Genomic DNA, 22812 nt, shown 5'->3' with positions numbered 1-22812 from the left:
GCTCGCGTGTAGCACGCTACGACACACGCTGCGAACAGGGACGGTGCATGTAAAGATTGGCGGCGGGTGATCAGCGTCGATCATTTTTTCGATCGCATTGACTCAGCGTTTTGCTGCGGGGATCAGCCCCCTTGCCTCGAGCCGGGCCGCGCTCGCGCAGGCACAGCAGCTCGAGCTCGCCCTCGCTCATGGCCTGGCGGTAGCGGTAGCGCCGGAGCTTGCCGCTGGTGGTCTTGGCCACGGTCCGCGGCGGAATCAGCAGGACCCGGTCGAGGGCCAGGCCGTGCTCGGCCAAGATGCGCTCGAAGATGGCCTCGCACACGGCCTCGCGGTCGCGGGCGGCCATGCTGCGCCGCCCCGTCGCGGCCAGGCAGACCAGCGGCTCGCCCCGCTCGCCCCGCGCCATGAAGGCCACGGCGTCCTTGGCCAGGGGCGCGTCGCCTTCGCTGACGTCGCGCTCGAGGTCGTGGGGCTGGTGGACCTGACCGCCCGAGACGAGCAGATCGGCGAGGCGCCCGGTCCCGTAGAGCTCGCCGTCGTGGACGAAGCCGGTGTCGTCGGTGCGAAACCACGGCCAGCTGGGGCTGGGCTCCTCGCCGCGGATGCGCCCGGCGAAGCGGCGCGTGCTGGTCTCGGGGTCGCCCCAGTAGCCGCGACCCACGGAGGGGCCGCGGACCCAGATCTCGCCCTGGCGCCCCTCGGGCCGGCGCGCGTGGGTCTCGGGGTCGACGATCGCGACCTCGTGCTCGCTCATCGGGGTGCCGCAGGACACGTAGACGCGGCTGTCGGCTTCCAGGGCCCCGTCCGCGGCGAGCACGGCCTGGCCCCCGAGCAGCTGGGCCTTGTCGAAGCGCTCGTAGCGGGGCAGGGCGTGCTTGGGCGCGCCGCTGACCATCAGCGTGGTCTCGGCCATGCCGAAGCAGGGCATGAAGGTCTGGGGGTTGAAGCCCGCCGGGGCGAAGCGCTCGCAAAAGCGCTGGATCGTCGCGGGGCGCAGGGGCTCGGCGCCCGAGATCGTCAGCTCCCAGTGGCTCAGGTCCAGGCCCTCGATGTCGGCCTCCTCGACCCGCTGCACGCACAGCTCGTAGGCGAAGTTGGGGCCGGTGCTGACCCGCGCGCGCAGCTTGGAGATGGCGTCGAGCCAGGCCATGGGCCGGCGCAGGAAGGCCGTGGGCGACATCAGGGCCGTGGTCCCGCCGCAGTAGAGCGGGTAGAGCAGCGAGCCGATCAGCCCCATGTCGTGATAGAAGGGCAGCCAGCTCACCGTCACCGAGCCCTCGGGTTGGGCGAACTTCTCGTGGGCGAAGCGCTGGTGGGCCAGGAGGTTGTCGTGGCCGATCATCACGCCCCGCGGGGTGCCGGTCGAGCCCGAGGTGTACTGGAGGAAGGCCAGCTCCCCCGCGAGGGCGTCGGGGCGGGTCCACGCGTCGGCGTCGGCCTCTGCGCGACCGAGGCCGCCGCTCGCGTCGATGAGCAGGGCCTCGGGGTCTTCAGCCTCGGCGCGGGCGAACTCGACGGTCTCGATCAGCTCCTGGTTGGTCAGGATCAGCCTCGCGTCGGCGTCCCGGATGATCGCGCTGACCCGCGGCATGGTCTTGACCGCGCGCTTTTTGTCCGGGGGAAAGGCCGGCACCGCGGTCAGCCCGGCGTAGAGGCAGCCCAGGAACACCGCCGGGTATTCGAGCCCGAAGGGGTAGAGCAGCAGCACGCGGTCGCCGGTCTGTAGCTGCGGGTGGATGCGGCGCAGCTCGACGGCGAGGGCCCGGGCGCGGCGATCGGCCTCGGCGTAGGTCAGCGTCTCGCGGATCTCCCCGTCGACGTAGGTCTGGTAGAGCGGGGTCTCGGGGTGCAGCTGGGCCCGGATGTGGAGCACGTCGACGAGGGTGGTCGCCGCGTCGAGCTGGGCCCGAAGGGCCGCGTCCCCTGCCACGGTCGGCTTGGGGCTCGAGAGGGTCTGGCTGGGATCCCGCTGCATCATGGTTGCGCTCGACATCGGCTAGTCCGGCTCCGCCTGGGCCTTTCCATGCCCAAGGCCGGTCCCCGAGGTCAAGGGCGCAGCGGACTGCGCGTGCGCGCAATCCCATTCGGAGCGGTGTTAACTCGCCGCGCGGGGTTCAGCCCAGGCCGCCCTCACCGTCCGGCCAACCGCCCCAGTTTGGTGTCCACAACACCACCTCGCCGTCGCCGTCGACGCGGGTCAGGCACGCCATGCGCCACGGCGCCTCGAGACCGAATCGACGTTCCTCGTCCGTTGCTGCGCTCAAGTGTTCGGCCCCCGTGATCGGCACGACGGCGCAGGCTCGGCACACCCCGCGTCCGCGGCACGCGTTGCCCAGGGGCGCGCCGGCTCGGCTGGCCGCGGCGAGCAGGGTCGTCCCACGTGGGACATCCATCACGCCAAAGTCTCGACCGAAGCGCAGACGCGTCACCCCCCGAGTATCCACGGATCGTGACGGCGCGCACGCGTTGTGGAGCGCGCGATCGATCAGGCCCGAACCCGAGTTCCCGACCCCGCCCGGTCGGAGCTCATCCTGGGCCTTGCCAGCCGGAGCGGCAAAAAGAAGAAGACCTTCAGACGGATGTCTGAAGGTCTTCGAGAGTAGCGGGGACAGGATTTGAACCTGTGGCCTCCGGGTTATGAGCCCGGCGAGCTACCTGGCTGCTCCACCCCGCATCGAGCGTCGGCGTTGCCGTTCGGCGTTGCCGTGGGAGCAGGTATTTAGGCGGTCGCCCCGACCGGGTCAAGGACTTTTTTTGATTCTTTTCGCTGCGGGAAACGCAGCCCCCAACGAGGTGGCTGGCAGCTCCGCAGACGACTTTCGCGGGTTCGTCGCGCCGGGCTCAGCCGGTGATGACCACCTGCAGCAGACCCAGCATCACGACGGTCATCCAGATTTTCCAGCTCGTTCCTCGCACGGCACCCTCGCTTTCCTTCTCGGCTCTCTTGGGTACATCGCACCAAGGGGGCGATCGCTTTCATTTTTCTGGCGTCGCGCGAGCCAGGGCAGCGAGCCCCACCCGCTGTGCCCCAGAACTCCACAGCTCGGCCAGGACACTCAGGGGCCGATTGACCGCGTCGAGGATCAGGACGCTGTCTCGGGGCGGCGGCGCGTCGGTGAAGTTGAGCGGGCAGTGGTCGACGACGAGGGTGCCCGGGGGGTCCTCGGGCCCTGGGTTGGGGTCGGGCACGGCCACGGGCAAGCCGTGGGAGCGGCAGATCATCGGGCGCTGTTCGTAGACGGCGCAGCGCCCATCCACGAGCAACGCGCAGTGTTCGAGCCCCCCGTCGGCGCCCTGATCGGCCACGCGCTGGCGCAGGGCGGGGTCGTCGACGGCGAGGCGAGCGAGGGCTTCGCGCACCGGCGCGGCCTCGACCTCGAACACGGAGAAGCGCTGGTGGCAGCAGGCGTCGCAGCCCTCGGCGCAGCGAAACGAGCTGGGGCTTCGAGCCACGGCCGCCTCGAAGTGAGCGTCGACCCGGGCGCGCAGCTGCACGAGGTGCCCGCGGAGCGGCTCTGGGGCGGTCACGCCGGACCCCGGAGCACGGAGGCGATCCCCTGCACGGCCCGATCGAGATCGGCCCGCTGGCTCAGGGCGAAGGCCGCCCCCGCGACGAAGGGGTGCCCGCCGCCGCCGTGGGCTTCGCACAGCTGGGCCAGGTCATGGCGCCGGGTCTCGGGCGCGAGCCACGGGTTGAAGCCCACCGACAGGCGCAGATCGCCGTCGGGGTGCGCGTACGCCCCGATGCTATAGCGGATGCTCGGGTCGAGGTAGTAGGGGATGAAGTGGCTCAGCACCCGGGGGCCGTCGTCGACGAGGTCGTAGACGCAGACCCCGGCGCCCACTTCGACCCGGCGCCGGAGCAGCTCGATGTCCTCGCGGTGGGAGGCGAGGCGGGGCTCGACGAGGGCGCGGACCCAGTCGGCTTTGGCCAGGCGCTCGAAGGGCGTGGTCAGCAGGGCCTCGATGAAGCCCGCGATCGCCTCGGGGTCCGAGGCCGTCTGGATCCAAGCCGCGAGGTGCATGGCGGGCTGCTCGTAGAGCACCGCGACCTCGGGGGTGGCGAAGTCGGCGGAGTCGATGATCTCGCCCCAGCGGATCAGCTCGGCGTGGGCGCTCAGGTCGACCCCGAATTGTTCGTGGACCACGCGGGCGAGGTAGCCAGTGCAGCTCGGCGCGGTCGGGTCGTGGAATTTTTGGCCGCTGGTGTCGGCCTCGAAGTGCTCGCGGTCGCCGGGGAGCTGAAAGGCCGAGCGGTGGTGGTCGAAGTACCAGCTCAGCCCGGGGCGCTGGGAGTAGCGAAAGTCGACGATCGCCGCCTCGTCGGCGCCCTCGAAGTCGCCGTCGTCAAAGGGGTCACCCTGGCGGTGCTGCTTGGGCAAAAAGCGCAGGTCGAGGCGCTCTTTGCCGTGGCGAGCCCGGGCAAAGGCTGCGAAGAGCGCGGCCGAAGCAGCGCCATCGAAGCAGCGGGCATGGTGGAGCACGTGGACGCGCATGGTCGAGGAGCGGGAGGGTAGGGGGCCTGGAGGCCGGGGTCCAGGGAGCCTGGGGAGGCCCTTCGCCGGTGCCCCCATTCGAGGGCCAAGGCTTTGAAATTACACCGGACTCGCGCCCGAACAGAAGCTGAAACTGGAACCGTGGGCGCGCGTCGAAGGGGGTGATCTCCAGGCTCCAGCGGCGACCCCGGCGCAGGAGCTCGTCGGCCTCTGGGCGGCGTCGAGACGCTTTTTTGGGCGGCTCACGGCACCTTGATATGGCAGTGGCATGCATCGTCGCATCGTCGTGCTCGCCACCGCGCTCTGCCTCTCGACGCTGGCCTGCGCCCACGATCGCGTGAGTCCAGAGGAGCAGCTCGAGACGGCCACGGACCATTACGAGATCGCCCTGGGCTCGGCTCAAAACGGCGCGTACGACGACGCCAAGAAGCACATCGAGATGGCCCTCGACGCCGTCCCGACCCACGGCGACTCCCTCTATCTATTGGGGCTGCTCCAGCTCCACGAGGGGCGGACCATCGTCGAGTTCATCGAGTCCGAGATGTGCCTGACGGACGAGGCCGCCCTGGCCCAGCGCGAGCGCGCCGACGATCTGCACCGTCAGGCCCACGAGTCCTTCGATTTGGCCACGCAGGCCTACACCGAGGACGATCCGGGCCTGGGCCGGGCCTACAACTCCATGGCCGTGGTCTCGCTCTACTTCCACGACTACGAGCGGGCCAAGGGCGAGCTCGAGCACGCCCTCGACACGCAGTTCTACACCGAGAAGTACTCGGCCCTGGCCAACCTCGGCTGGGCCTACTACGAGGCCGGCGACCTGGTCGCCGCGATGACCGAGCTGCGCCAGGCCGTGCTGATCAACCCGGACTACTGCGTGGGCCGCTACCGCCTCGCGCAGGTCTACCTCGACTACGACATGACCGAGGCCGCCCTCGAGCAGGCGATGACCGTCGTCAACGACGATCGTTGCCCAATCCAGGACGTCCACCGCGTCGCCGGCATCGCGCAGATGCGGATGGGACACAGCGACGCCGCCGGGCAGAGCTTCCGCGCGTGCCTCGACCTGGCCCCGCGCAGTTGCCTCGCTGACGCCTGTCGGGAGTTCCAAACGGTCGCTGCGGCTGGCGCGCAAACGACCAGTCGGGCGGGATCGCCCTGAGGATCCCCCCGTGCCGGGACGTTGGGCGCGAAAAACACGCGCCCGAAGGTGCGTTCAAGGGCCGCTGAGGGCCACTCAGCGCGCCTTTTCACATTCCATGAACCTGCAGTTCGCGCGCAGGGGAGGCTCACGCCGTTCGCCGAAGCCAGCGCCTTGCCCACCCCCTGGACGTGGCTGCACACTTGCGCCCAATGCGAGTCGACACCGGTCGTCTTCGGGTCGTCGCCGCTCAGCCGGTGGCCGCCCTCCAGCCCAGCGACGACGCTGGAGCTGCGCTCGAGCCAAGCGTCGATGATGCGACCACGGCCGGGAGCTACATCCGAGCTCACCGCAAGCGCCAGGGCCTGAGCCTGGACCAGCTCGCCGTCGCCACCAAGATCCCCCGGCGCCAGCTCGAGCTGCTCGAGGAGGACCGCCACGACGGGCTCCCCGGGATGGTGTTCATCAAGGGCTTCCTGCGCTGCTGCGCCCGCTCCCTCGAGCTCGACCCGGACACGGTCCAGGGTCTGCTCTACGACCAAGAGCGCGAGCAGCTGCGGACGCGCCGGCGCGAGGCCGCCGACGCCGAGTCCAACCTCCGCGCCGCCAAAGCGCCCCGGGCCTACCAGGCCCGCGCCAAGCTCGAGCGCAGCAAGAACAAGAAGGCGAGCGAGCCCGTCCGCCCCGGCCTCCGCGCCCCGAGCCTCGCTCGGCCGGCCCGCACCGAGGAGCGTCCCGTGCGGCGCGGCCCCGCGGCCCTGGCCGAGCCCAAGCCCAGCGCCAGCAAGCCCCCGCGCTCCCTCGCCGACGCCCAGGTGGCCAACTTGCCCCTGCTCCCGCCGGCTCTGGCCGAGAGCCTCGACGGGCTGCGCCGGCGCGTCCGGGAGTGGGCCGTGGACTGGGTCGCGCGCTTGCCCATGGCGCAGATCGTGCTGTGGGTCGTGGTCGCCCTCGCCGTCGCGCTGGTCGTCCTCGCGGCCTTCTCGCTCGCCAGCGGTCAGGCAGCTGGGGTGAGCCCCGGCACCGGCGGGCTGTGATCGTGACCGACTCGAACTCGATTCGAATTCGAGTCGATTCGAGCTGGACTCGACCTGGACCTGCGCCGCTGCTGACGTACCATGCCCGACGCGGGAGCGAGGCGTGGCAGTCAACATCAAGATCGATCTGAGCCGCCTGGTCCGTCGGGGCGAGCACCGCCGCCTCGCCCGCGCGCTGCAGCGCCTCGACGAGGTGCAGATCGCCAGCCAGCTCGACAACCTGCTGGCCGAGGACCAAGACCGCATCCTCCAGACCCTGTCCGTCGAGCGCCGGGCGGGGGTGTTCGGCGAGCTGCGCGACGAGACGGCCGCCGAGATCGTCGCCCGGCTGGCCCCGGAAGAGGTCGCGGTGCTGCTCGACGACCTCGAGTCCGACGACGTCGCGGACATCCTCGGCCGCGTCGAAGAGACCCAGCTGCGCCAGATCCTGACCCGCCTCGATCCCGAGGACGCGGACGAGGTCGAGCAGCTCCTCGGCTACGACGACGACACCGCCGGCGGCATCATGTCGCTGGACTACATCCGCGTGTTCGACAACGTCACCGTCGCCGAGGCGGTGCGGACCATCCAGGAGGTCGAGGACCCCCCGGATCAAGCCTTCTATGTCTATGTCGTCGACGAGGACGAGCGCCTCGTCGGCGTGGTCACCCTGCGCGTGCTGCTGACCTCGCGCCGGGACGACTCGATCCGCGAGGTCATGGACGCCGAGCTCCAGTACGTCGACCGCGAGGCTGACCAGGAGGAGGTCGCGGACATCGCCTCGCGCTACGACCTGGTGTCCGTGCCCGTGGTCGACGACCAGCGCCGGCTGTGCGGCATCGTGACCATCGACGACATCGTCGACGTGCTCCGCGAAGAGGCCACCGAGGACATCCTCAAGATGGCCGGCGCCGGCGAAGAGCTCGTCGATCACCGCGCCTTTTGGTCGAGCTTCCGGGCCCGGGTGCCGTGGCTGGCGGCCGCCGCGGGCGGCGGCGTGCTCGTGGCCGGGGCGCTCTCGGGCTTCGAGGGCGCGCTCGAGTCGGTCCCCGCCCTGGCCCTGTTCATGCCGGTGATCGCCGGGATGGGCGGAAACGTCGGCACCCAGAGCTCGACCATCGTCGTCCGCGGCCTGGCCGTGGGCTACGTCGAGACCGCGAGCATCTCCCGGCTGATCCTGCGGGAGGTGGGTCTGGGCCTGAGCCTGGGCGCGCTCTACGGCGTGGGCATCGCCCTGTGCGCGCCGCTGCTGGGCATCGAGGTCGAGAGCCTGGTCGCCCTCGGGGTCGTCTTGACCCTGGGCATGATGGGCTCGATGACCATCGCGGCCGCCGTCGGGACCTGCATCCCCCTGGTCATGGACCGCCTCGACATCGACCCTGCCGTGTCGACCGGGCCCTTCGTGACCACCGCCGTCGACATCCTCGGGCTCATGTTCTACTTCTGGCTGGCGACGGTGCTGTTGCACGTCAGCGTCTAGAGCCAGGACCCCAACCTCGAGTCATGGGCAGCGAGCGCTCAGAGCAGGGAGCCGCGGTCACGCCCGCGGTGGTCCTGCGCACCCGGGCCTACCGCGAGGCCGACCTGGTGGTGATCCTGCTGACGCCGACCCTGGGCAAGGTCGACGCCTTCGCCCGCGCGGCGCGGCGCAGCCACAAGCGCTTCCCCGGCGGATTGCCCGTGGGGGGCAGGGGAGAGGCGGTGCTCGGGCGCGGGCGCGGCTCGCTGACCCCCCTCGATCGCTTCTCGCCGACCACCGAGCACAGCCGCCTGGGCCGGGACCTCGAGGCCTTCGCCTACGTGAACTACCTGTGCGAGCTCAGCGATCGCCTGCTCGGCGGGAGCGCGGCCGACCCGACCTCCTTCGCGCTGCTGTGCGACGCCATCGAGACCGCCCTGGACCCAGACGCGCGGGACCCGGGGACCCTGCGCCGCTTCGAGCTGAGCTTGCTGCACAGCCTCGGGCTGCTCCCGGCGCTGGCGTCTTGCTCGGTGTGCGGTGACCCCGTGCTGGCCGGGCGCGACGGCGTGCCCTTCTCGACCGGTCGAGGCGGCGCGCTGTGCCTCGCCCACGGTCGCGGGGCGGGGCGGGTCGATCCGGCGGTGCTCGAGCTGGCCGAGGGGCTGCTGGCGACCTCGATCGTGGGATCTGGAGGGGAGGGCGCGCCCCGCTACGCCGACGCCGAGCCGCCCATTCGGCGATCTCTCCGCGACCTGTGCTCAGAGCTCATCCAGGCCCAGCTGCGCTCGCCCCTGCGATCGCTCGCCTTTTTTGCCCAGCTTCCCCGGACCCCGCCGGTCTCCGAGTGAGCCTGGGGTGAGCTCAAGCCGGGCCCGCCGGTGAAAGGGCCGCACCCCCGAGGCTTTGCGCTCTGGAATTCCCCCGCGGAATTGATAGGGTCCCGGTCCATGCGTGCGCGCTCCCAGCCCCTCGGCGACGCCGCCCCGTCCATCTTCGGACGGGGTCTGAGCCTGTTCAGCCTGGGTCTGCTCGGCGCGCTGAGCCTGGCGGCGAGCTCCTGCGGCGAGGGCGTGCCGGGCATCGACCCGCCCTCGGACAGCTTCCTCTTCCCCTCGGGCGTGCTCCTCGATCCGCGGGTGTCCGCGGCCGCTGGCGAGGCCTGCCTCGAGGACGCGGACTGCCCTGGCGCCGACGAGGTCTGCGGCGGCGGCGGCTTTTGCCGCGAGCCGGCGCGCTGGCTGTTCGTGACCAACGCCAACAGCGACCGCCGCTACAACGCCGGGTGGATGATGGCCGTTGACCTCGACGCCTACTGGGAGGCCGCCTTCGCCAACCCCGACGGGCTGCTCGACGCGGGCGACCGCCCCAGCGCCAGCCAGCCCTGCCGACGCATCGCAGGGCGCCCGCAGTCGGTCGAGTGCCTCGAGGCGCCCTTCGTGGCGACCGGGAGCACGGTCCACTTCGGCGACTTCGCCGGGCCGGCCGTGGGCTGGGACCCGGACACCGAGGACGACGAGGCCAAGATCCTCATCCCCGTGCGCGGCGATCCGAGCATCACCTTCCTCGATCTGTCGGGCGGGCAGGGCAGCTCGGGGGCCCCGACCCTCGAGTGCGATCAGGCCGGCGACGTCGACGGCGGGCGCTACTGCGGCGACTTCCACCGCCTCCGCTTCCTGCGCAACGACCCCGAGGCCAACCGCATCTCCCGCGAGCCCTTCCGCGTCCTGGTCAGCTCGGACCCCACGACGCCGCTGGCCTACATCACCCACAACCTCGACACCGACCTGACGATCATGAACCTCGAGGGTCTGCTCGTCGGCGGCGACGGGCGGCCGGCGATCGTCCACCAGGCCAACATCTTCCAGTCGAGCTCGCTGCCCGGGGGCTTTGGCCTGGCCGAGCGGGCCTGCGACGCCGAGGCCGGCAACGCGCCCACCTCCACCCTCGAGTGCACCCGGCCCATGATCTACTCGAGCCTGCGCTACGAGCAGTCCATCCAGGTGGTCACGGCCGTCGAGCGCGAGCCCCTGGACGCTGGCGGCTACTCCCAGACCTGCGTCGGCCCCGACGAGCTCGACATCCCCGGCGGCATCATCTGCGACTACCGCGTGGAGAACCTCGGCCGCTTCGGCGTCCAGGGCCTGCTCCAGACCGGCAGCCCCGTGCTCGCCGACATCGCCTTCACCGACGAGGGCGAGGAGCTCTACGCCATCCAGTCCGTGCCCGGGGCGCTGCTGCGCATCGATACCTCCCTCGATGTCGACGGCGACCCCCTCAACGTGACCGTGGGCCAGGTCGAGGTCTGCGGCCAGCCGACCTCCCTGCGCCTGTACGAGGACGGCGAGAGCAAGTACGGGCTGATCACCTGCTACCGCAGCGCGGAGCTGTTCATCGTCGACCTGTCCAGCCTGGCCGTGGCCGCGGTGGTCCGCCTGGGCATCGGCCCGGACCAGCTCGAGCTCGACTACGCCCGCGAGGTCGTCTACGCGGCCAACACCCTCGACGCGACCGTCAGCGTCGTCGACATGTCGCGGACGAGCCCCTCGCGCTTCACCGAGATCGGGCGCATCGGCCTGTCGGAGCCCTACACCCAATGAGCACCTCGCCGACGAACGCGTCCCCCCGGAGGGCCCTGTCCCTCGCCCCCCTCGCCATGGTCGTAGGGGTCTTCGGGCTGTTCGGCGCGGGCTGCCAGGACGACAACCAGCAGGACATCCCCAACCGCGTGCTCGATCGGCCCACGGACGTGGCCCTGGTCTGCGCCAACTTGCCCGACACCTGCGGCGAGGACTGCACCGCCGAGATGCTCGCGCCCTCGGCGTGCAGCGCCGAGTCCGGCTCCTGCGGGTCGAGCGGCAACCACTCCATCGGCTTCGTCGCCAACTCCGAGCGCAACGAGATCGCCGTGTTCGCCCGCTGCGAGGGCGGCCTGGTCGACCTCAACCCCGAGGTCCCCGGCTACAACTTCATCCCCACGGGCGTGCTCCCGACCAAGCTGAGCGCGAGCGCCGACAGCTGCCGCGTGATGTCGGCCAACGTCGGCAGCTGCGACATGACCCTGCTCGACGCCCAGGGCCTGAGCCACTACGTGCTCGAGCAGGACAACGGCGAGAAGCTCTCGCCCCTCGTCGACGAGCCCAGCTCCCTGGTCAGCACCGTGATCCCCCAGCGCTTCCTCATCGAGGACGGCGGGGGCGAGGGCGGCAGCCAAAGCGGCGCGTGGGTGCCCCTGGGCGCGCGGCCGTCCGAGCTCGTGTTCGTCCCCGAGGGCGCGAGCACGGCCCCGCCGGCCCCGCCCGGAACGGTCACCGAGGGCGAGCTGTGCAGCCCCCTCGAGCCCGGCAGCGTCTACGTCAGCTTCCCCAGCTGCAACCTCGTCGCCGAGCTCGACGTGCAGACCGGCTACATCCTCCAGAGCCGCCAGTTCGTCAGCGACGGGGTGGGGGGCTTCGACATCGTCGACACCGGCGTGTCGCCCGAGTGCCCGGTCGAGTGCCCGGCCCAGTTCACCGAGCTCGGCGAGATCCCCACGACCCAGGGCATCGACCCCGACGGGCCCTTCCCCCAGGCCCTCGAGTTCCTCTACGAGGACCTCGACGAGGACAACGAGGACAACAGCGATCGCCTCGGGAGCTTGTTCGTGGGCGGCCTCGGATCGGACGTGCTGGTCGAGATCCGCATGGACGAGCAGGGCGCGTGGACGGGCACCAACACCCTCGAGCTCGCCGACGCCAGCGGCATCAAGCGCATCCGCGTCAGCCCGACCGTCGACCTGTCCATCGACCTCAACGAGACCAGCCGCTTCATCTACGTCATCGCCGGCGACGGCTCGACCCGGGTGGTCGGCCGCGAGTACCCCGGCCAGGACGACACCATCGGCTTCGAGTGCGACACGCAGATCGATCCGAGCGTCTACCCCGACGTCTCGCTGACCGACTCGCCCCTGGGCTGCGTGCCGATCACCGAGGTGCCCAGCGACGCGCCCCCGGCCGACCGCCGCGGCCTCGCCCGCGGGCCCGGGATCCGCCCCGCCGAGGGCGAGGTCACCGACTGGATGTTCAACAAGATCGAGATCGGCGAGGAGGAGATGACGGGCGACGTCTCCTACCGCTCGCCCTTCGCCGTCGAGAACGTCGTCGCCGTGGGCGTGACGACCCGGGCGGACGTCATCTACGTGGCCATGGACCACCCGCTGGTGACCGAGGCCTGGACGCCGGCCAGCGGCCGCGACGGCGTGCCCTCCGACGCCGAGGACGTGCTCGACGACATCCTCGACGTCACCCTGCGCCCGCACACGCTGTGGAACGACCCCAACGCCCAGAGCGCGGCAGGCCTGCCGCTGATGGAAGACGCCGAGCCCAGCCGCCTCGTGCCCACCGACTCGGGGCCCACGGCCTTCCTCAGCCCGGCCCTGCGCCGCATCGACGGGCCCTACTTCTTCGACCCCGATCTCGACGAGGGCGACGAGGACAAGGAGTGGTTCACCGAGGCCCTCGGCCTGCTGCGCGACCTCGACGGCCTCGACAACCCCATCTACAAGTTCAACCTCGACTCCAACGCGACGGTCCCGCTCTACGACGAGCACGTCGCCAAGGTCGTCGCCCGGGACTACCGCAGCTGGTTCCCCTCGCAGTGGGAGCTGCAGTGGGAGGGCAACCTCGTCGGCGACCGGACCACCGGGCGCTTCGCCTGCGAGCAGCCCGGCTGGAACGACGCGAGCTGCCTGGTCACGGAGGCCGGCGACTCCCGGCTGGTCGACGAGTCGGCGAGCTTTTGCGAGGCGGGGGTGCTGCCCGGCGACAAGCTCGTCATCGTCGGCTGCACCGAGGACAGCAACTGCGGCGAGGGCCGCCGGTGCCTGCGCGAGACCTCCGCGGGCGGGGACAGCACGGGCATCTGCGTGCCCGGCGTGGTGTTCGACGACGCCGCCGTCGCCGAGGGCCTCGCGCCCTACGGGGCCGCCGAGCTGCGCCAGATCTGCGCCAACTTCATCTCCGACCCCTGCGGAGAGGCGCACCGCGAGTTCACCATCACCCACGCCTACCAAGACGAGCTGTGGCTGCAGGGCATGGACATCCCGCCGATGTCGCACTGGACCACGGACGCCGAGGGCAACGCCGTCGAGGTCTCGGGCTCCTTCCTGTGCTCGGACGAGCAGCCCGCCGACGGCTGCACCCTGGACAGCGAGTGCGTCGAGCTGCTCAGCGACGACCTCGACGACAACGGGGTCATCAGCGACGACGAGCGCGACGACCGCTGGATGTGCGTCGAGGGCAATTGCCGGCGATTGTGCGAGGACGGGGACGAGTGCCTGCTGCGCCGCCTGCCTGGCCCGGCCTGCTTCGGCGAGTTCGTCCGCTACCGCATCGACATGCGCAACGCCTTTCGTTTGGCCGGGCCGGTCAGCTTCGCCGGTGACCGCGTGGACGTCACCGCGGACCTCGAGTGCGTGCCCACGCAGGACCCCGAGATCTCGCAGCTGCTGACCAACCGCATCCCGCTCCCGGCCACCGACGATCCGAGCGACCCGGACTGGTCGGCGATCCCGCTGTGCCCCGAGGGCAATACCATCCTGCCCACGGACCCCAACCCCTGCCGCATCGAGGTGCCGCGCAGCGACGAGGCGCCGCTCTACCACAACCACGCCTACCTCGGTGAGTCGGTCAGCGCGCTGCGCTTCTCGAACCCGGTGCTCTCGCTGATCCTCGATCTGACCAGCATCCAGGGCCTGCTCGAGCCGATCCCCGAGGAGGAAGAGGTGGTCAACTGGCCCGCCTCGGCGGCGGGCTTCGTGCGCGCTCGCATCCCGCGCGGCTACGGCGAGGCCTTCCGCATCAGCTCGGGCTTCGTGCCCTTCGAGGACAACCCCGGCCTCGCCGGCGCGCCGCTCATCTTGCCGGTGCGCATCGTCCCGATCCCTGGGCTCAACAGCGCCTACATCGTCGACGGCAGCGGGCAGGGCGGCTCCCTGAACGTCCGCGGCCAGGTCATCCGCGTCGAGCTGGGCGAAACCGTCGAGCCCGACATCAGCTTCGACGGCGTGCGGTGATGATGCCCCCGCAGGGGGCTTGCACCGGGGACGCTTCGTCGCTGTCCGCTCCTCCGCTTTGCGTGGTGGGCAATGGTGTTCGTACCTCGGAGGGCGTGTGGTCGCCCGCGCTCGCGGGGGCGTCATCTGGCGGGTGAGTGACGCGCTCGTTCCGTCGCGGCGCGCTCTACCTTCGAGGCGAGGATCCCCGAGGCAGCGGGCATGGATTCGCTCACGGGTTCTGGAGAGGTCGGTTATAGTGGCGTCGGTGAGTCCGTCGTATCGCCTGGAGCTTGGGGGGCGGACCCTCAAGCTGTCCCCCGGAAGCCACGACGTGGGCCGCGGCGCTGACTGCTGGCTCACCCTCAACGACGACCAGATCAGCCGGCAGCACGCTCGCTTTCACGTCACCAGCGAGGGCGTGGTGCTCGAGGACCTCGACAGCCGCAACGGCACCTTCGTCAACGATCGCCAGGTCCGCGGCTCGGTCGATCTCTCCGACGGGGATGCGATCCGCATGGGCAAGGAGCGCATGCGCCTGAACGTCGAGAAGAGCCTCACCGAGGACACCGTCGACCAGCTGCGCCGGACCATCGGTCCGAGCGAGCAGAGCCAGTTCCCCTCGCTCATCGGTCAGCTCATCGAAAAGAGCCTGTCCATGGGCAAGGTCAAGGAGGCCGAGCGCTACGCCCTGGCCCTGACCAACCAGCTCGCGGGCACCCGGGGCAGCATGGCCGTCGACAACCCCACGGCCGTCTCGGGCATCCGCTGCCTCACGACCCTGGCCGAGAAGAGCGCCAAGGGCGAGTGGGTCGACCGCCTGTTCAAGATCCACGTGGCCAACCGCTGGATCATGCAGGACGAGGTGCTCGAGCAGCTCCGCGGAGCCCTGGACCGCATCCCGCGGATCCCGGGTAGCGGGCTGGGCGAGTACGAGCGCCTGCTCCGCCAGCTCAGCCGCGAGGGCCAAGAGGTCTCGCCGCGGCTGATGGCGGCGATCGGCGAGCTCGCCGATACCTACGCCTGACGCGACCTGGGTTCGAGGGGGAGCACCCCAGCTGTTGGACGAGTGAGCTCGCCCAACGCCTGGACGTGTGTCTCGTCGCCCAATCTCGCGTGGAAAACGAGGATGTGTTCCGGTGTAGGATGATGTCGGAAGGAAGAGCGAAAAAGCTCTCCGTACAGCGTTTGGAGCCCACATCATGCCTCGGATCCGAATTCAGCCTCTCTACCCGACTCTTTTTACTGCCATCAGCCTGATTTCCATGCCGGGCTGTCTCGACGAGCCTGGCACCCGCCCCGAGGGCGAGGACGAGGCCGGCGAGACCTTGGGCGAAGGCAGCGAGGGCGAGGCCGACACGGACAGCAGCGGGGAGGACTCGGGCACGGAGACGAGCGGGGAGAGCGGCGAGACCGAGTCCGAGACGGGCTCGAGCTGCCCGCCGCCCCCGGTCGCGCCCGAGCTCGTCGACGACCCCGAGGTGTTCTGCAAGCCCGGCTTCGCCTTCGACGCGAGCTACCGGCTGTGCGTCGACGAGGCCGAAGGGCTGGCCCTCGGCCCCTTCCCGCCGGCGATGGTCGAGGCCTGCGAAGCCTGCGGCGGGGTCGACTGCGAGGCCGGGAGCTGGCCCGCCGACCAGGCCCGGGGTCTACGCGGAGCGGCCAGCGAGCTGCCGTGCTGGCCGGGGACCACGGCACACGAGGACGGGCTGATCTGCGTCGACGACGAGCACGCCTGGGGGCCCTTCCTCCCGGCCATGGTCGCCGACTGCAAGGCCGGCGGAGGCGGCGAGCTCACCTGCGAGTCCATGCGCTGGGCCCGGGACTTCGCCGAGAACCTGCTGCCCTCGACGCTGGGCGCCGACTGGGTGTGGATCCTGCCCGAGGACTACGGACTGCGCGACGACTCCGGCGGGGGAGGGGCCTTCTCGGCGCCGCGCCTGAACAACCCCGGCGGCCACTCGGGCATCGACGTGCTCGCGCCGGTCGGCACGCCCTTGCTCGCGCCCTGTGCCGGGCCGGTGTTCACGGGCTACGACGGCGGCTACGGCAACTACGTCCAGCTCAGCTGCCCCGTGCCCGAGACCCTCGCCCCCGAGCAGGAGCTGTGGACCTCGATCTTGTTCGCGCACCTCGACACCCTCGCGGTGCAGTCGGGGCAGGAGGTCCAGCCCGGGCAGAGCATCGGCACGGTCGGCAAGACCGGCAACGCCGGGTCCGCGACCATCAACCCCCACGTGCACTTCGAGCTGGCCATCCACGGGAGCCTCGGCGCGGCGCAGTCCGAGTCCCACGCCTCGTCCAACCACAGCCCCAACGACGCCGGCGACAGCTTCGCGCTGAGCTTCCAGGAGCACTGCCTCGACGTCCTCGAGTTCGAGTCGACCACCGGCCCGAGCATGAAGGGCCGGCGCGTCGATCCCTTCTTGATGATGAGCTGCCTGAGCTCGGACAAGCCGGCCCTGCAGGTGCCCAGCGCGAGCTTGCAAAGCGCGTGGACGCCGTGGAGCGACCACTACGCGGCGACGGAGTTCAACGTCGACGAAGGGCTGTGACGGGAGAGGTGCCCACGAAAAAGCCCACCGGTGAAGGTGGGCTTTTTCGTGGGTGATCGCCTGGCTCAGTTCGCCGGCGCCTTGCTCTCGTCGTACTCGCGGACGCGGAACTCGGTGCGGTTGTTCTTGCGTCGGCCGTCGGAGGTGATGTTGACCGCGACCGGGTCCTTGGCGCCCCAGCCCTTGGCCTCGAGGCGCCCGGCGGGCACGCCCTTCTTGACCAGGTAGCTGACGACGGCGTCGGCCCGGTCCTGGCTGCGCTTTTTGGGGTTGCCGCGGTCGTCGGTGTGCACGCGGACCTGAACCTTGCCGTACTCGGGGTGCGCGAGCAGGAAGGCGGCGAGCTGGTCGAGGCCCTCGGCGCTCTTGTCCTCGTTGAGCTCGCCGCCGGAGTAGCGCGGCTTCTTCTTGACGCGCACGCGGTACTTGTTGCCGCTGATCAGCGGGGTCTCCATGCCAGGATCGGCCGCGCCACCGCCGGCCGCCGCGTCGCCGCCCTCGGCGGACTCGGCCCCGAGGGTCTCGGTCACGATCGCGCCCTCTTCGGTGACGCTGAAGGTGATGTCCTTGGGCGGCAGGCCCTCGGCGGTGAGCGTCGCCTTGTACTCGCCCATGGGCAGGGCGATGGCGATGCGCCCGTTCTCGTCAGAGTCGAAGCTCTCTTGGATGCCCATGCCGTCGAGGGCGACGCTGACCTGCACGCCCTCGCCGTCGGCGTTGAGGAAGGTGCCGTCGAACACCGGGTCCTCGGCGGCCACGACCTCGGCGATGACGTCGACGGAGGCGTCCTCGCCGTTGCGGACCTCGGCGGTCTGCTCGACGAAGCTGCCGTCGGGCAGCTCGACGCTGATGCTCACCGGCCCCTCGGGGAAGCGGAAGCTGGTGAACATGCCGTTGGCGTCGGTCAGGATCACGTTGCTGGCGAGGCCCGGGAAGCTGACCTTGGCGTCTTCGATGGGGTTGCCCTCGGTGTCGGTCACGCGACCGAGCAGGCGCCCCTCGAGCACGGGCTCGGCGGACGAGCCGTCGTCGATGGGCACCGGCACCTCCTTGACGCGGGGCTTGGGATCGAAGCTCCAGCCGAGGCCGAGGGTGACCTGGTAGGGGGCGACCGGCGGGCCAAACTCGTAGCTCGGCGAGGTCGTGCCGACGTCGACGCCCGCGTCGACGAACAGGCCGTCGTAGACGTTGGCGCGCAGGCCGAGGGTCAGCCAGGCCTGGGAGCGCTGCAGCGGCGAGGCGCCGAAGTCCTCGGTCAGGTCGAGGAAATCATCCTCTTGATAAGTCGCGATGTCCCACGCGTACTCGAGGAAGGGATCGATGCCGAACTGCTTGTCCTTGCCCAGGCGCAGGGGGAAGTCCACGGCCAGGCGGGTGTTCACGCGGCTGTGGTTGGCGCCCGAGCTAAAGCGCAGCACCTCGCGGGACAGCTGGTCGTCGATGGCGCTCCACTCGGTCAGCTTGATCGAGTTGTCGAGGGTCCAGCCGATGTTGCCGGTGAAGCGGACCGGGATTTCCTTGTCGGTCAGGTAGCGCAGGTCGACGCCGAGGATGGCCGCGATGTCGAAGTTGACCTGGTCGGTGCGCAGGCGCTCGCTGCCCGCGATGAGCCCGAGGCCGAGCTGGCCGCCGAGGCGGATGCCGCCGTCCTTGAAGCCGTAGGCACCCTTGACGCCGAACTGCATGTCGCCCAGGGCGAACACCGTCGGCGGATCCTGGCGCGCGCCCTGGTCCCGGGTGTTGCGGTTCGAGGACGAGTTGACGGCGAAGTAGACCTCGGTCCACTCGGTGAAGGTGAAGCCCAGGTTGACGGCGCCGCGCATGCGAGCGTGGCGGTCACCCTCGCCGCCGCCCTCACAGCAAAAGAAGTCGTTCTTGACGAAGAAGTCGGTGTGCAGCCGGAAGCGGAAGGTGTACTTGCCGCCGACCTCCGCGAGGGAGGTGTGGTGCAGGCCGACGCCGCCGCGCAGGGAGTTGGCCATGGGCTCGCGCCGACCGGCGACCATGCCCGGGCCGTCGTTGCCGGTGTCGAGCCCGACGGTGCCCATGGACACGTCGCCGCTGCTGCCGTCGTCGAAGCTCGAGTCGAAGTCGCCCTCGCCGGCGCTGTCGCTGCCAAAGTCGGACTCGAACTCGCCGGAGGAGTCGTCACCAAAGTCGGTGTCGAAGTCGGACTCGAACTCGCCCTCGGCGCTCGCGTCCCCCTCGAAGCCAGCCTCCGCTCCGTCGTCGGCGACCACATCTTCGCCCGGACCCGCCGGCTGCGTATCCGTGGGCATGGGCTGACCGTCGGCGGTCGTCATCGAGTCGTCCGCCGGCGCGGCTTCGTCAGCCTCGGCGCCCTCGGGCAGAGAGGGCGGGGCCGCGTGGGCCAGACCAGGGAGCGCCAGCACGGCGCTGGCGACCAAACCCGACGCGAGCAGGTGAGTGGACATACGGCGCATGCTTTGAGCGTCTTACGTCGGAGTGCACCTGTCAAACTCCGCGTGAAGAATTGAGTCGCCAAAAATTTGGCCAGTACCGGACGCGCATCCAGGTGCTCCAGCCTGAAGTCCGAGCCCGGTCCTGGCCCGGTCCAGGGTTGGTACGAAGCGCCACGAACAGGGCGGGGCGAAACGGGCCTGTCCGTTCACCCTCGCGCCGCCAAGCGCTGGGCAGCTGCCCAGCTGGTGGGAAAAAGCGAGCCGTGTGGCTGGAGCCACGCGCCCGTCCAGGGGTCGGGGCGGGTAGGCATGACTCGCTCTGCTCGGCAATAAAGCCGCGAAATCGCCAGCTTTCGAGGATTCACAAAAAAGTCGTGAAGGAAACTCGACGCCTGGTCATCGACTCGGGAAGACCCATCGCCACGCCTCGCGCACAAGGCGGAGGCGACGCGGACGAGCGCACGCGTTACGCTCCGCGCCGGGCCCTTGAACGCGAACGACAACACGACGAAGTCGACGGACTCGCTGCGAGAGCACGGGCCCATTCGTCGCATTCGCGTCGCGGGGTCGGGGGCCGCCGCGGCGCCGTGGCGGAGGAATCGGACGGCCGCATTCGGGACCTTCGTGCTCGCTCTGTGCTTCGTGTTGGGGCTCGGAGCGAGCGCCGGTCGAGCCTTCGCGCAAGCGCCCGCATCGACGCCTCCGATCTCCCCCGTCTCCCCCGAGCGCGCGCCTTCGGATGCGTCAGAGGACACCGCGGGTAGCCGTGGGGTTGTCTCGGACGCGACCGACGGCGAGCCGCGCGTCGCCTCCGTCGACGTCGACCTGACCGTGTGGCGAGGGGGCGATCGTCCCGTGGCGACGGCGGGCGCGGGCGACGAGGGCCGTCGCATCCCGCGACGCCGCGCGCGGGTCGACGGCACCGCGACCTACGAGCTCGAGTCGAGCGCCGGCGCCGACCGGACCCTGCGCCTGCTCGACTTCGCCGAGTTCATGGCCGAAGAGCCCCGCGACCTCGACGAGATTGCCCTCGCCACCTACGTCGCCGGCGCTTCGGAGCGGGCGCGCCTCGAGCTCACCGGCGCCCGCGTTCGCCTCGGCGACGGCAGCGAGGTGGAGGTCGAGGTCGAGCGCGTCGGCGGACGCCGAGACCTGAGCGTGCCGGTGCCGGCCGGCGCCCTCGCGGTCACCCTCGACTACCGCGTCGAGCTGCCCCATCGCTACTGGCCGCTGGGCTGCGTGTGGCGGCGCTGCAGCTTGTCCGGGGCCATCGCGCCGCTGCCCAGCGAGCCGGCCCGCGGCGGGGCGTGGCTGCCCAGCGAGGGCCGGGTCGTCGCGCCGACGCGGTGGACCGTCTCGGGGGCCCGCTTTGGTGCTGTGCCGGACTGGGTCCCGGGCACCGAGCCGAGCCGCGAACAAGACAAGGGCCTGCGCGGGCAAGAGCTCGTCGTCACCCGCGAGACGACCAACCCCGACGCGCCCATCGCTTACCCGGCGGTGTTCTGGGGCCCGCGCTGGCACCACGAGACCATCTGGCACCGGGGCGTCGAGGTCCGCGTGCTCAGCATCACTCGCCGCCCGGGCGATCGCTACCCCGACGAGAGCCTGCTGCACCCGCTGCGCGACATCGCGGGCCACGTCCACGCCATCGCCAAGGAGAGCCTCGACATCGCCAGCGCGACGGGCATCGAGCCGGCCCCGGACGCCCAGCTGACCGTGGTCCAGGGGCCGCTGCGCACGGACGTGGCCCAGTTTCATCCGACCGCGGTGATGGTCAGCGACCAGTACCTCGAGCTCATCGCCACCGATCGCCTGGCCAAGTTCCACGACATCCAGGTCGCCCGCGCGGTCGCGGACCTGATCGCCTACGGGCACTTCGTCGGGGGCCGCGACGGCTCCGTGGACCTGTGGCTGTCGAGCGCCCTGGGCGTGGGCCTGGCCCAGCTGTGGCAGCGCCAGCGCGAGCTCCGGGACGAGTTCGCCGCGGACCTGCTCGCGTCCTTCACCTTCGTCCCGGCCATCGACCACTTCCTCTACTCGGGGCAGGCCGCGTTCTCCTCGGCCTACTTTCGCGGCAGCGAAGACAAGATGCCGGTGCGCTACCACCCGCTCTACTTCGCCCACGAGCTGCCCACGGGGCGGCGGATCCATGAAAAGCTCGTCGACCTCATCGGCGAGCAGGCGCTGGCAGACTTCTACACCGCCGCCGTCGCGGACCCGGGCCAGGACCCGGTGCAGCTCGCCGAGCAGGCCTGGGGCCGGGAGCTCGGGTGGTTCTTCGACCAGTGGCTCGGGCCCTACCCAGACGTCGACTACGCCATCGCCGACGTCCGCTCGACCAAGGGCGCGGACGGGCGCTGGCGCCACGAGATCGACATCGTCCGCGACGGCGAGCACGCGGTGATCGAGCCGGTGCAGGTCTACGTGGCCGAGCGGGGCGGGGGCGACCACTACCTGGTCTGGAACGGCGAGGCGGCCCCGGGCGAGAGCCTGCTCGACCAGCCCGCCTGGCACCGGCACACCTTCGTGCTCGAGACCGACGGCGACCTCGAGGTCGTCCGCCTCGACCCGCGCAGCCGCCTGACCCAGGTCTCGCGCGTCCCCGTGGGCCGCTTCAACCGCGGCGACAACAACGACCCGCTGTTCAACGACCGCAACCCCGCCAAGGCCCGCTTCCTCTACAACGGCTTCGGCCTGACCTTCGCCGCGTCCGAGTTCGCCACGGCCACGACCCCCCAGGCGCGCATCAACGCCGTCTCGGCCTTCGCCATCTTCGAGGCGAGCCTGCGCCGGGACCTCCGCCACACGCTGCACTTTTCGACCTTCACCGACCGCGAGACCAACTTCGGCGGGTCGATCGCGTCGAGCGTCTACTTTGGCGGCAAGCGCAACCGGCAGCGCCGCAAGCTGCGGGTGCGCAACTCTCTGAGCGTCTCGTGGCTCAACCGCAGCGGCCTCGACGAGTCCGGCGGGGTCCGGCTCAACGAGTCCCTGCGGCTGATCCACGACAACCGCAAGTTCACCCTGTGGCCCGAGCGCGGCCACTCGATCAGCGTGGGCGTGTCGGCCTCGCAGACCGTGCGCGTCGACGGGGCCACGGACCACCGCTTCGTCCTCGGCCTCGACGCCGGCTGGTCGCAGCTGTGGCGCATCGCCCATCACCACGTCATCGCCACGCGCTTGCAAGCCAGCATGGGCCTGCCGCTGCGCTCCGACCTCGAGTTCCGCTCGCTCCAGCGCGCTGGCGGCAACGGGGGCCTGGCGGGCTTTGGCGGCAACGAGCTGTTTGGTCGGGCCGTGGCCATGGGGCGCATGGAGTACCGCCACGTGTGGGTCGACGACCTGCGCATCCCGGCGCTCAACCTGATGTGGCTGCGGACCATCGGCGGGGCGCTGTTTGGCGGGGTCGCGACGGTGTCTCCGTGCGAGCGCATCGCGGGCTGGTTTGGGCGCGGCACCTGGTACGGGCAGGTCGGCTACGGCCTGACGGCGCGCTTGCAGATCCTCGGGGTCACGCCCCAGTTCTTCCGCCTCGACGTCGCCGTGCCGATCGGGCGCAAGACCGGGCGCACCTGCCTGGGCGAGACCTTCCCCGGCTACCTCGCCGAGGTCCAGGGCCGCCCCCCAGAGGACGCCCAGGGCTTCCTCGTCCCGTACAGCATCTACATCAACTTCACCCAGCCCTTTTGAGTGC

The 22812-nt window shown here is 70.6% G+C and carries 14 protein-coding genes and 1 tRNA gene; 9 read left to right on the top strand and 6 right to left on the bottom strand.

What is annotated here, in order from left to right; genetic code table 11:
• Nucleotides 1–70: 70 nt before the first annotated feature.
• From PPSIR1_RS07795 to PPSIR1_RS47510, 5 genes are all read right to left on the bottom strand, one after another.
• Nucleotides 71–1993, bottom strand: a complete 1923-nt coding sequence (locus PPSIR1_RS07795; RefSeq protein WP_086001112.1) for a fatty acyl-AMP ligase — start codon at nt 1991–1993, stop codon at nt 71–73.
• Between the two features lie 121 nt (nt 1994–2114).
• The gene (locus PPSIR1_RS45780; RefSeq protein WP_086001111.1) at nt 2115–2393 is read right to left on the bottom strand and encodes a 2Fe-2S iron-sulfur cluster-binding protein; all 279 of its coding nucleotides are present in this window, start codon (nt 2391–2393) and stop codon (nt 2115–2117) included.
• 207 nt (nt 2394–2600) lie between these two features.
• Nucleotides 2601–2674 (bottom strand) — tRNA-Met (locus PPSIR1_RS07790).
• A gap of 302 nt (nt 2675–2976) precedes the next feature.
• Complete coding sequence (locus PPSIR1_RS42105; RefSeq protein ID WP_006970471.1) at nt 2977–3528, bottom strand: YkgJ family cysteine cluster protein; 552 nt, start codon at nt 3526–3528, stop codon at nt 2977–2979.
• Complete coding sequence (locus PPSIR1_RS47510) at nt 3525–4496, bottom strand: hypothetical protein (RefSeq protein WP_006970470.1); 972 nt, start codon at nt 4494–4496, stop codon at nt 3525–3527. Before PPSIR1_RS47510 ends, PPSIR1_RS42105 begins: the two co-directional genes overlap by 4 nt.
• Nucleotides 4497–4764: 268 nt before the next feature.
• On the opposite strand from PPSIR1_RS47510, the gene PPSIR1_RS07775 reads away from it, so the two are divergent.
• From PPSIR1_RS07775 to PPSIR1_RS42095, 8 genes are all read left to right on the top strand, one after another.
• The gene (locus PPSIR1_RS07775) at nt 4765–5655 is read left to right on the top strand and encodes a tetratricopeptide repeat protein (protein WP_006970469.1); all 891 of its coding nucleotides are present in this window, start codon (nt 4765–4767) and stop codon (nt 5653–5655) included.
• A gap of 191 nt (nt 5656–5846) precedes the next feature.
• The gene (locus PPSIR1_RS07770; RefSeq protein ID WP_086001109.1) at nt 5847–6671 is read left to right on the top strand and encodes a helix-turn-helix domain-containing protein; all 825 of its coding nucleotides are present in this window, start codon (nt 5847–5849) and stop codon (nt 6669–6671) included.
• 103 nt (nt 6672–6774) lie between these two features.
• A complete protein-coding gene (gene mgtE / locus PPSIR1_RS07765; protein ID WP_006970467.1) occupies nt 6775–8130 on the top strand; it encodes a magnesium transporter in 1356 nt (451 codons plus the stop codon).
• Between the two features lie 23 nt (nt 8131–8153).
• Entirely contained in the window at nt 8154–8960 is an 807-nt protein-coding gene (recO, locus tag PPSIR1_RS07760; protein ID WP_006970466.1) for a DNA repair protein RecO, read from the top strand.
• 99 nt (nt 8961–9059) lie between these two features.
• Nucleotides 9060–10709 carry a YncE family protein gene (locus PPSIR1_RS07755; RefSeq protein WP_006970465.1) on the top strand — a complete coding sequence of 550 codons (1650 nt, stop codon included), beginning with the start codon at nt 9060–9062 and terminating at the stop codon, nt 10707–10709.
• A 56-nt stretch (nt 10710–10765) separates the two neighbouring features.
• The gene (locus tag PPSIR1_RS07750; RefSeq protein ID WP_157595307.1) at nt 10766–14161 is read left to right on the top strand and encodes a hypothetical protein; all 3396 of its coding nucleotides are present in this window, start codon (nt 10766–10768) and stop codon (nt 14159–14161) included.
• Nucleotides 14162–14408: 247 nt separating this feature from the next.
• Entirely contained in the window at nt 14409–15167 is a 759-nt protein-coding gene (locus PPSIR1_RS42100) for an FHA domain-containing protein (RefSeq protein ID WP_157595306.1), read from the top strand.
• 238 nt (nt 15168–15405) lie between these two features.
• Nucleotides 15406–16695 carry a M23 family metallopeptidase gene (locus PPSIR1_RS42095; RefSeq protein ID WP_006970462.1) on the top strand — a complete coding sequence of 430 codons (1290 nt, stop codon included), beginning with the start codon at nt 15406–15408 and terminating at the stop codon, nt 16693–16695.
• Nucleotides 16696–16760: 65 nt separating this feature from the next.
• On the opposite strand, the gene PPSIR1_RS07735 is transcribed toward PPSIR1_RS42095, so the two are convergent.
• On the bottom strand, nt 16761–19130 hold the full coding sequence (locus PPSIR1_RS07735) for an OmpA family protein (protein ID WP_157595305.1): 2370 nt from the start codon (nt 19128–19130) through the stop codon (nt 16761–16763).
• An 843-nt stretch (nt 19131–19973) separates the two neighbouring features.
• On the opposite strand from PPSIR1_RS07735, the gene PPSIR1_RS07730 reads away from it, so the two are divergent.
• Entirely contained in the window at nt 19974–22808 is a 2835-nt protein-coding gene (locus PPSIR1_RS07730; protein ID WP_006970460.1) for a BamA/TamA family outer membrane protein, read from the top strand.
• The last annotated feature ends 4 nt before the right edge of the window (nt 22809–22812 follow it).

Origin of the sequence: Plesiocystis pacifica SIR-1 (assembly GCF_000170895.1) — a bacterium.
In the GTDB taxonomy this organism is placed as follows: Bacteria; Myxococcota_A; Polyangia; order Nannocystales; family Nannocystaceae; genus Plesiocystis; species Plesiocystis pacifica.
The sequence above is the reverse complement of the archived record's forward strand: the minus strand, read 5'-3'. Positions and strand labels throughout refer to the sequence as shown.

Bases quoted from the DNA above. Each gene is read 5' to 3' on its own strand.
- PPSIR1_RS07795 (WP_086001112.1), bottom strand. From the start codon at position 1,993: ATGTCGAGCGCAACCATGATGCAGCGGGATCCCAGCCAGACCCTCTCG.
- PPSIR1_RS45780 (WP_086001111.1), bottom strand. From the start codon at position 2,393: ATGGATGTCCCACGTGGGACGACCCTGCTCGCCGCGGCCAGCCGAGCC.
- PPSIR1_RS47510 (WP_006970470.1), bottom strand. From the start codon at position 4,496: ATGCGCGTCCACGTGCTCCACCATGCCCGCTGCTTCGATGGCGCTGCT.
- PPSIR1_RS07775 (WP_006970469.1), top strand. From the start codon at position 4,765: ATGCATCGTCGCATCGTCGTGCTCGCCACCGCGCTCTGCCTCTCGACG.
- PPSIR1_RS07770 (WP_086001109.1), top strand. From the start codon at position 5,847: ATGCGAGTCGACACCGGTCGTCTTCGGGTCGTCGCCGCTCAGCCGGTG.
- recO (WP_006970466.1), top strand. From the start codon at position 8,154: ATGGGCAGCGAGCGCTCAGAGCAGGGAGCCGCGGTCACGCCCGCGGTG.
- PPSIR1_RS07755 (WP_006970465.1), top strand. From the start codon at position 9,060: ATGCGTGCGCGCTCCCAGCCCCTCGGCGACGCCGCCCCGTCCATCTTC.
- PPSIR1_RS07750 (WP_157595307.1), top strand. From the start codon at position 10,766: ATGGTCGTAGGGGTCTTCGGGCTGTTCGGCGCGGGCTGCCAGGACGAC.
- PPSIR1_RS42095 (WP_006970462.1), top strand. From the start codon at position 15,406: ATGCCGGGCTGTCTCGACGAGCCTGGCACCCGCCCCGAGGGCGAGGAC.
- PPSIR1_RS07735 (WP_157595305.1), bottom strand. From the start codon at position 19,130: ATGTCCACTCACCTGCTCGCGTCGGGTTTGGTCGCCAGCGCCGTGCTG.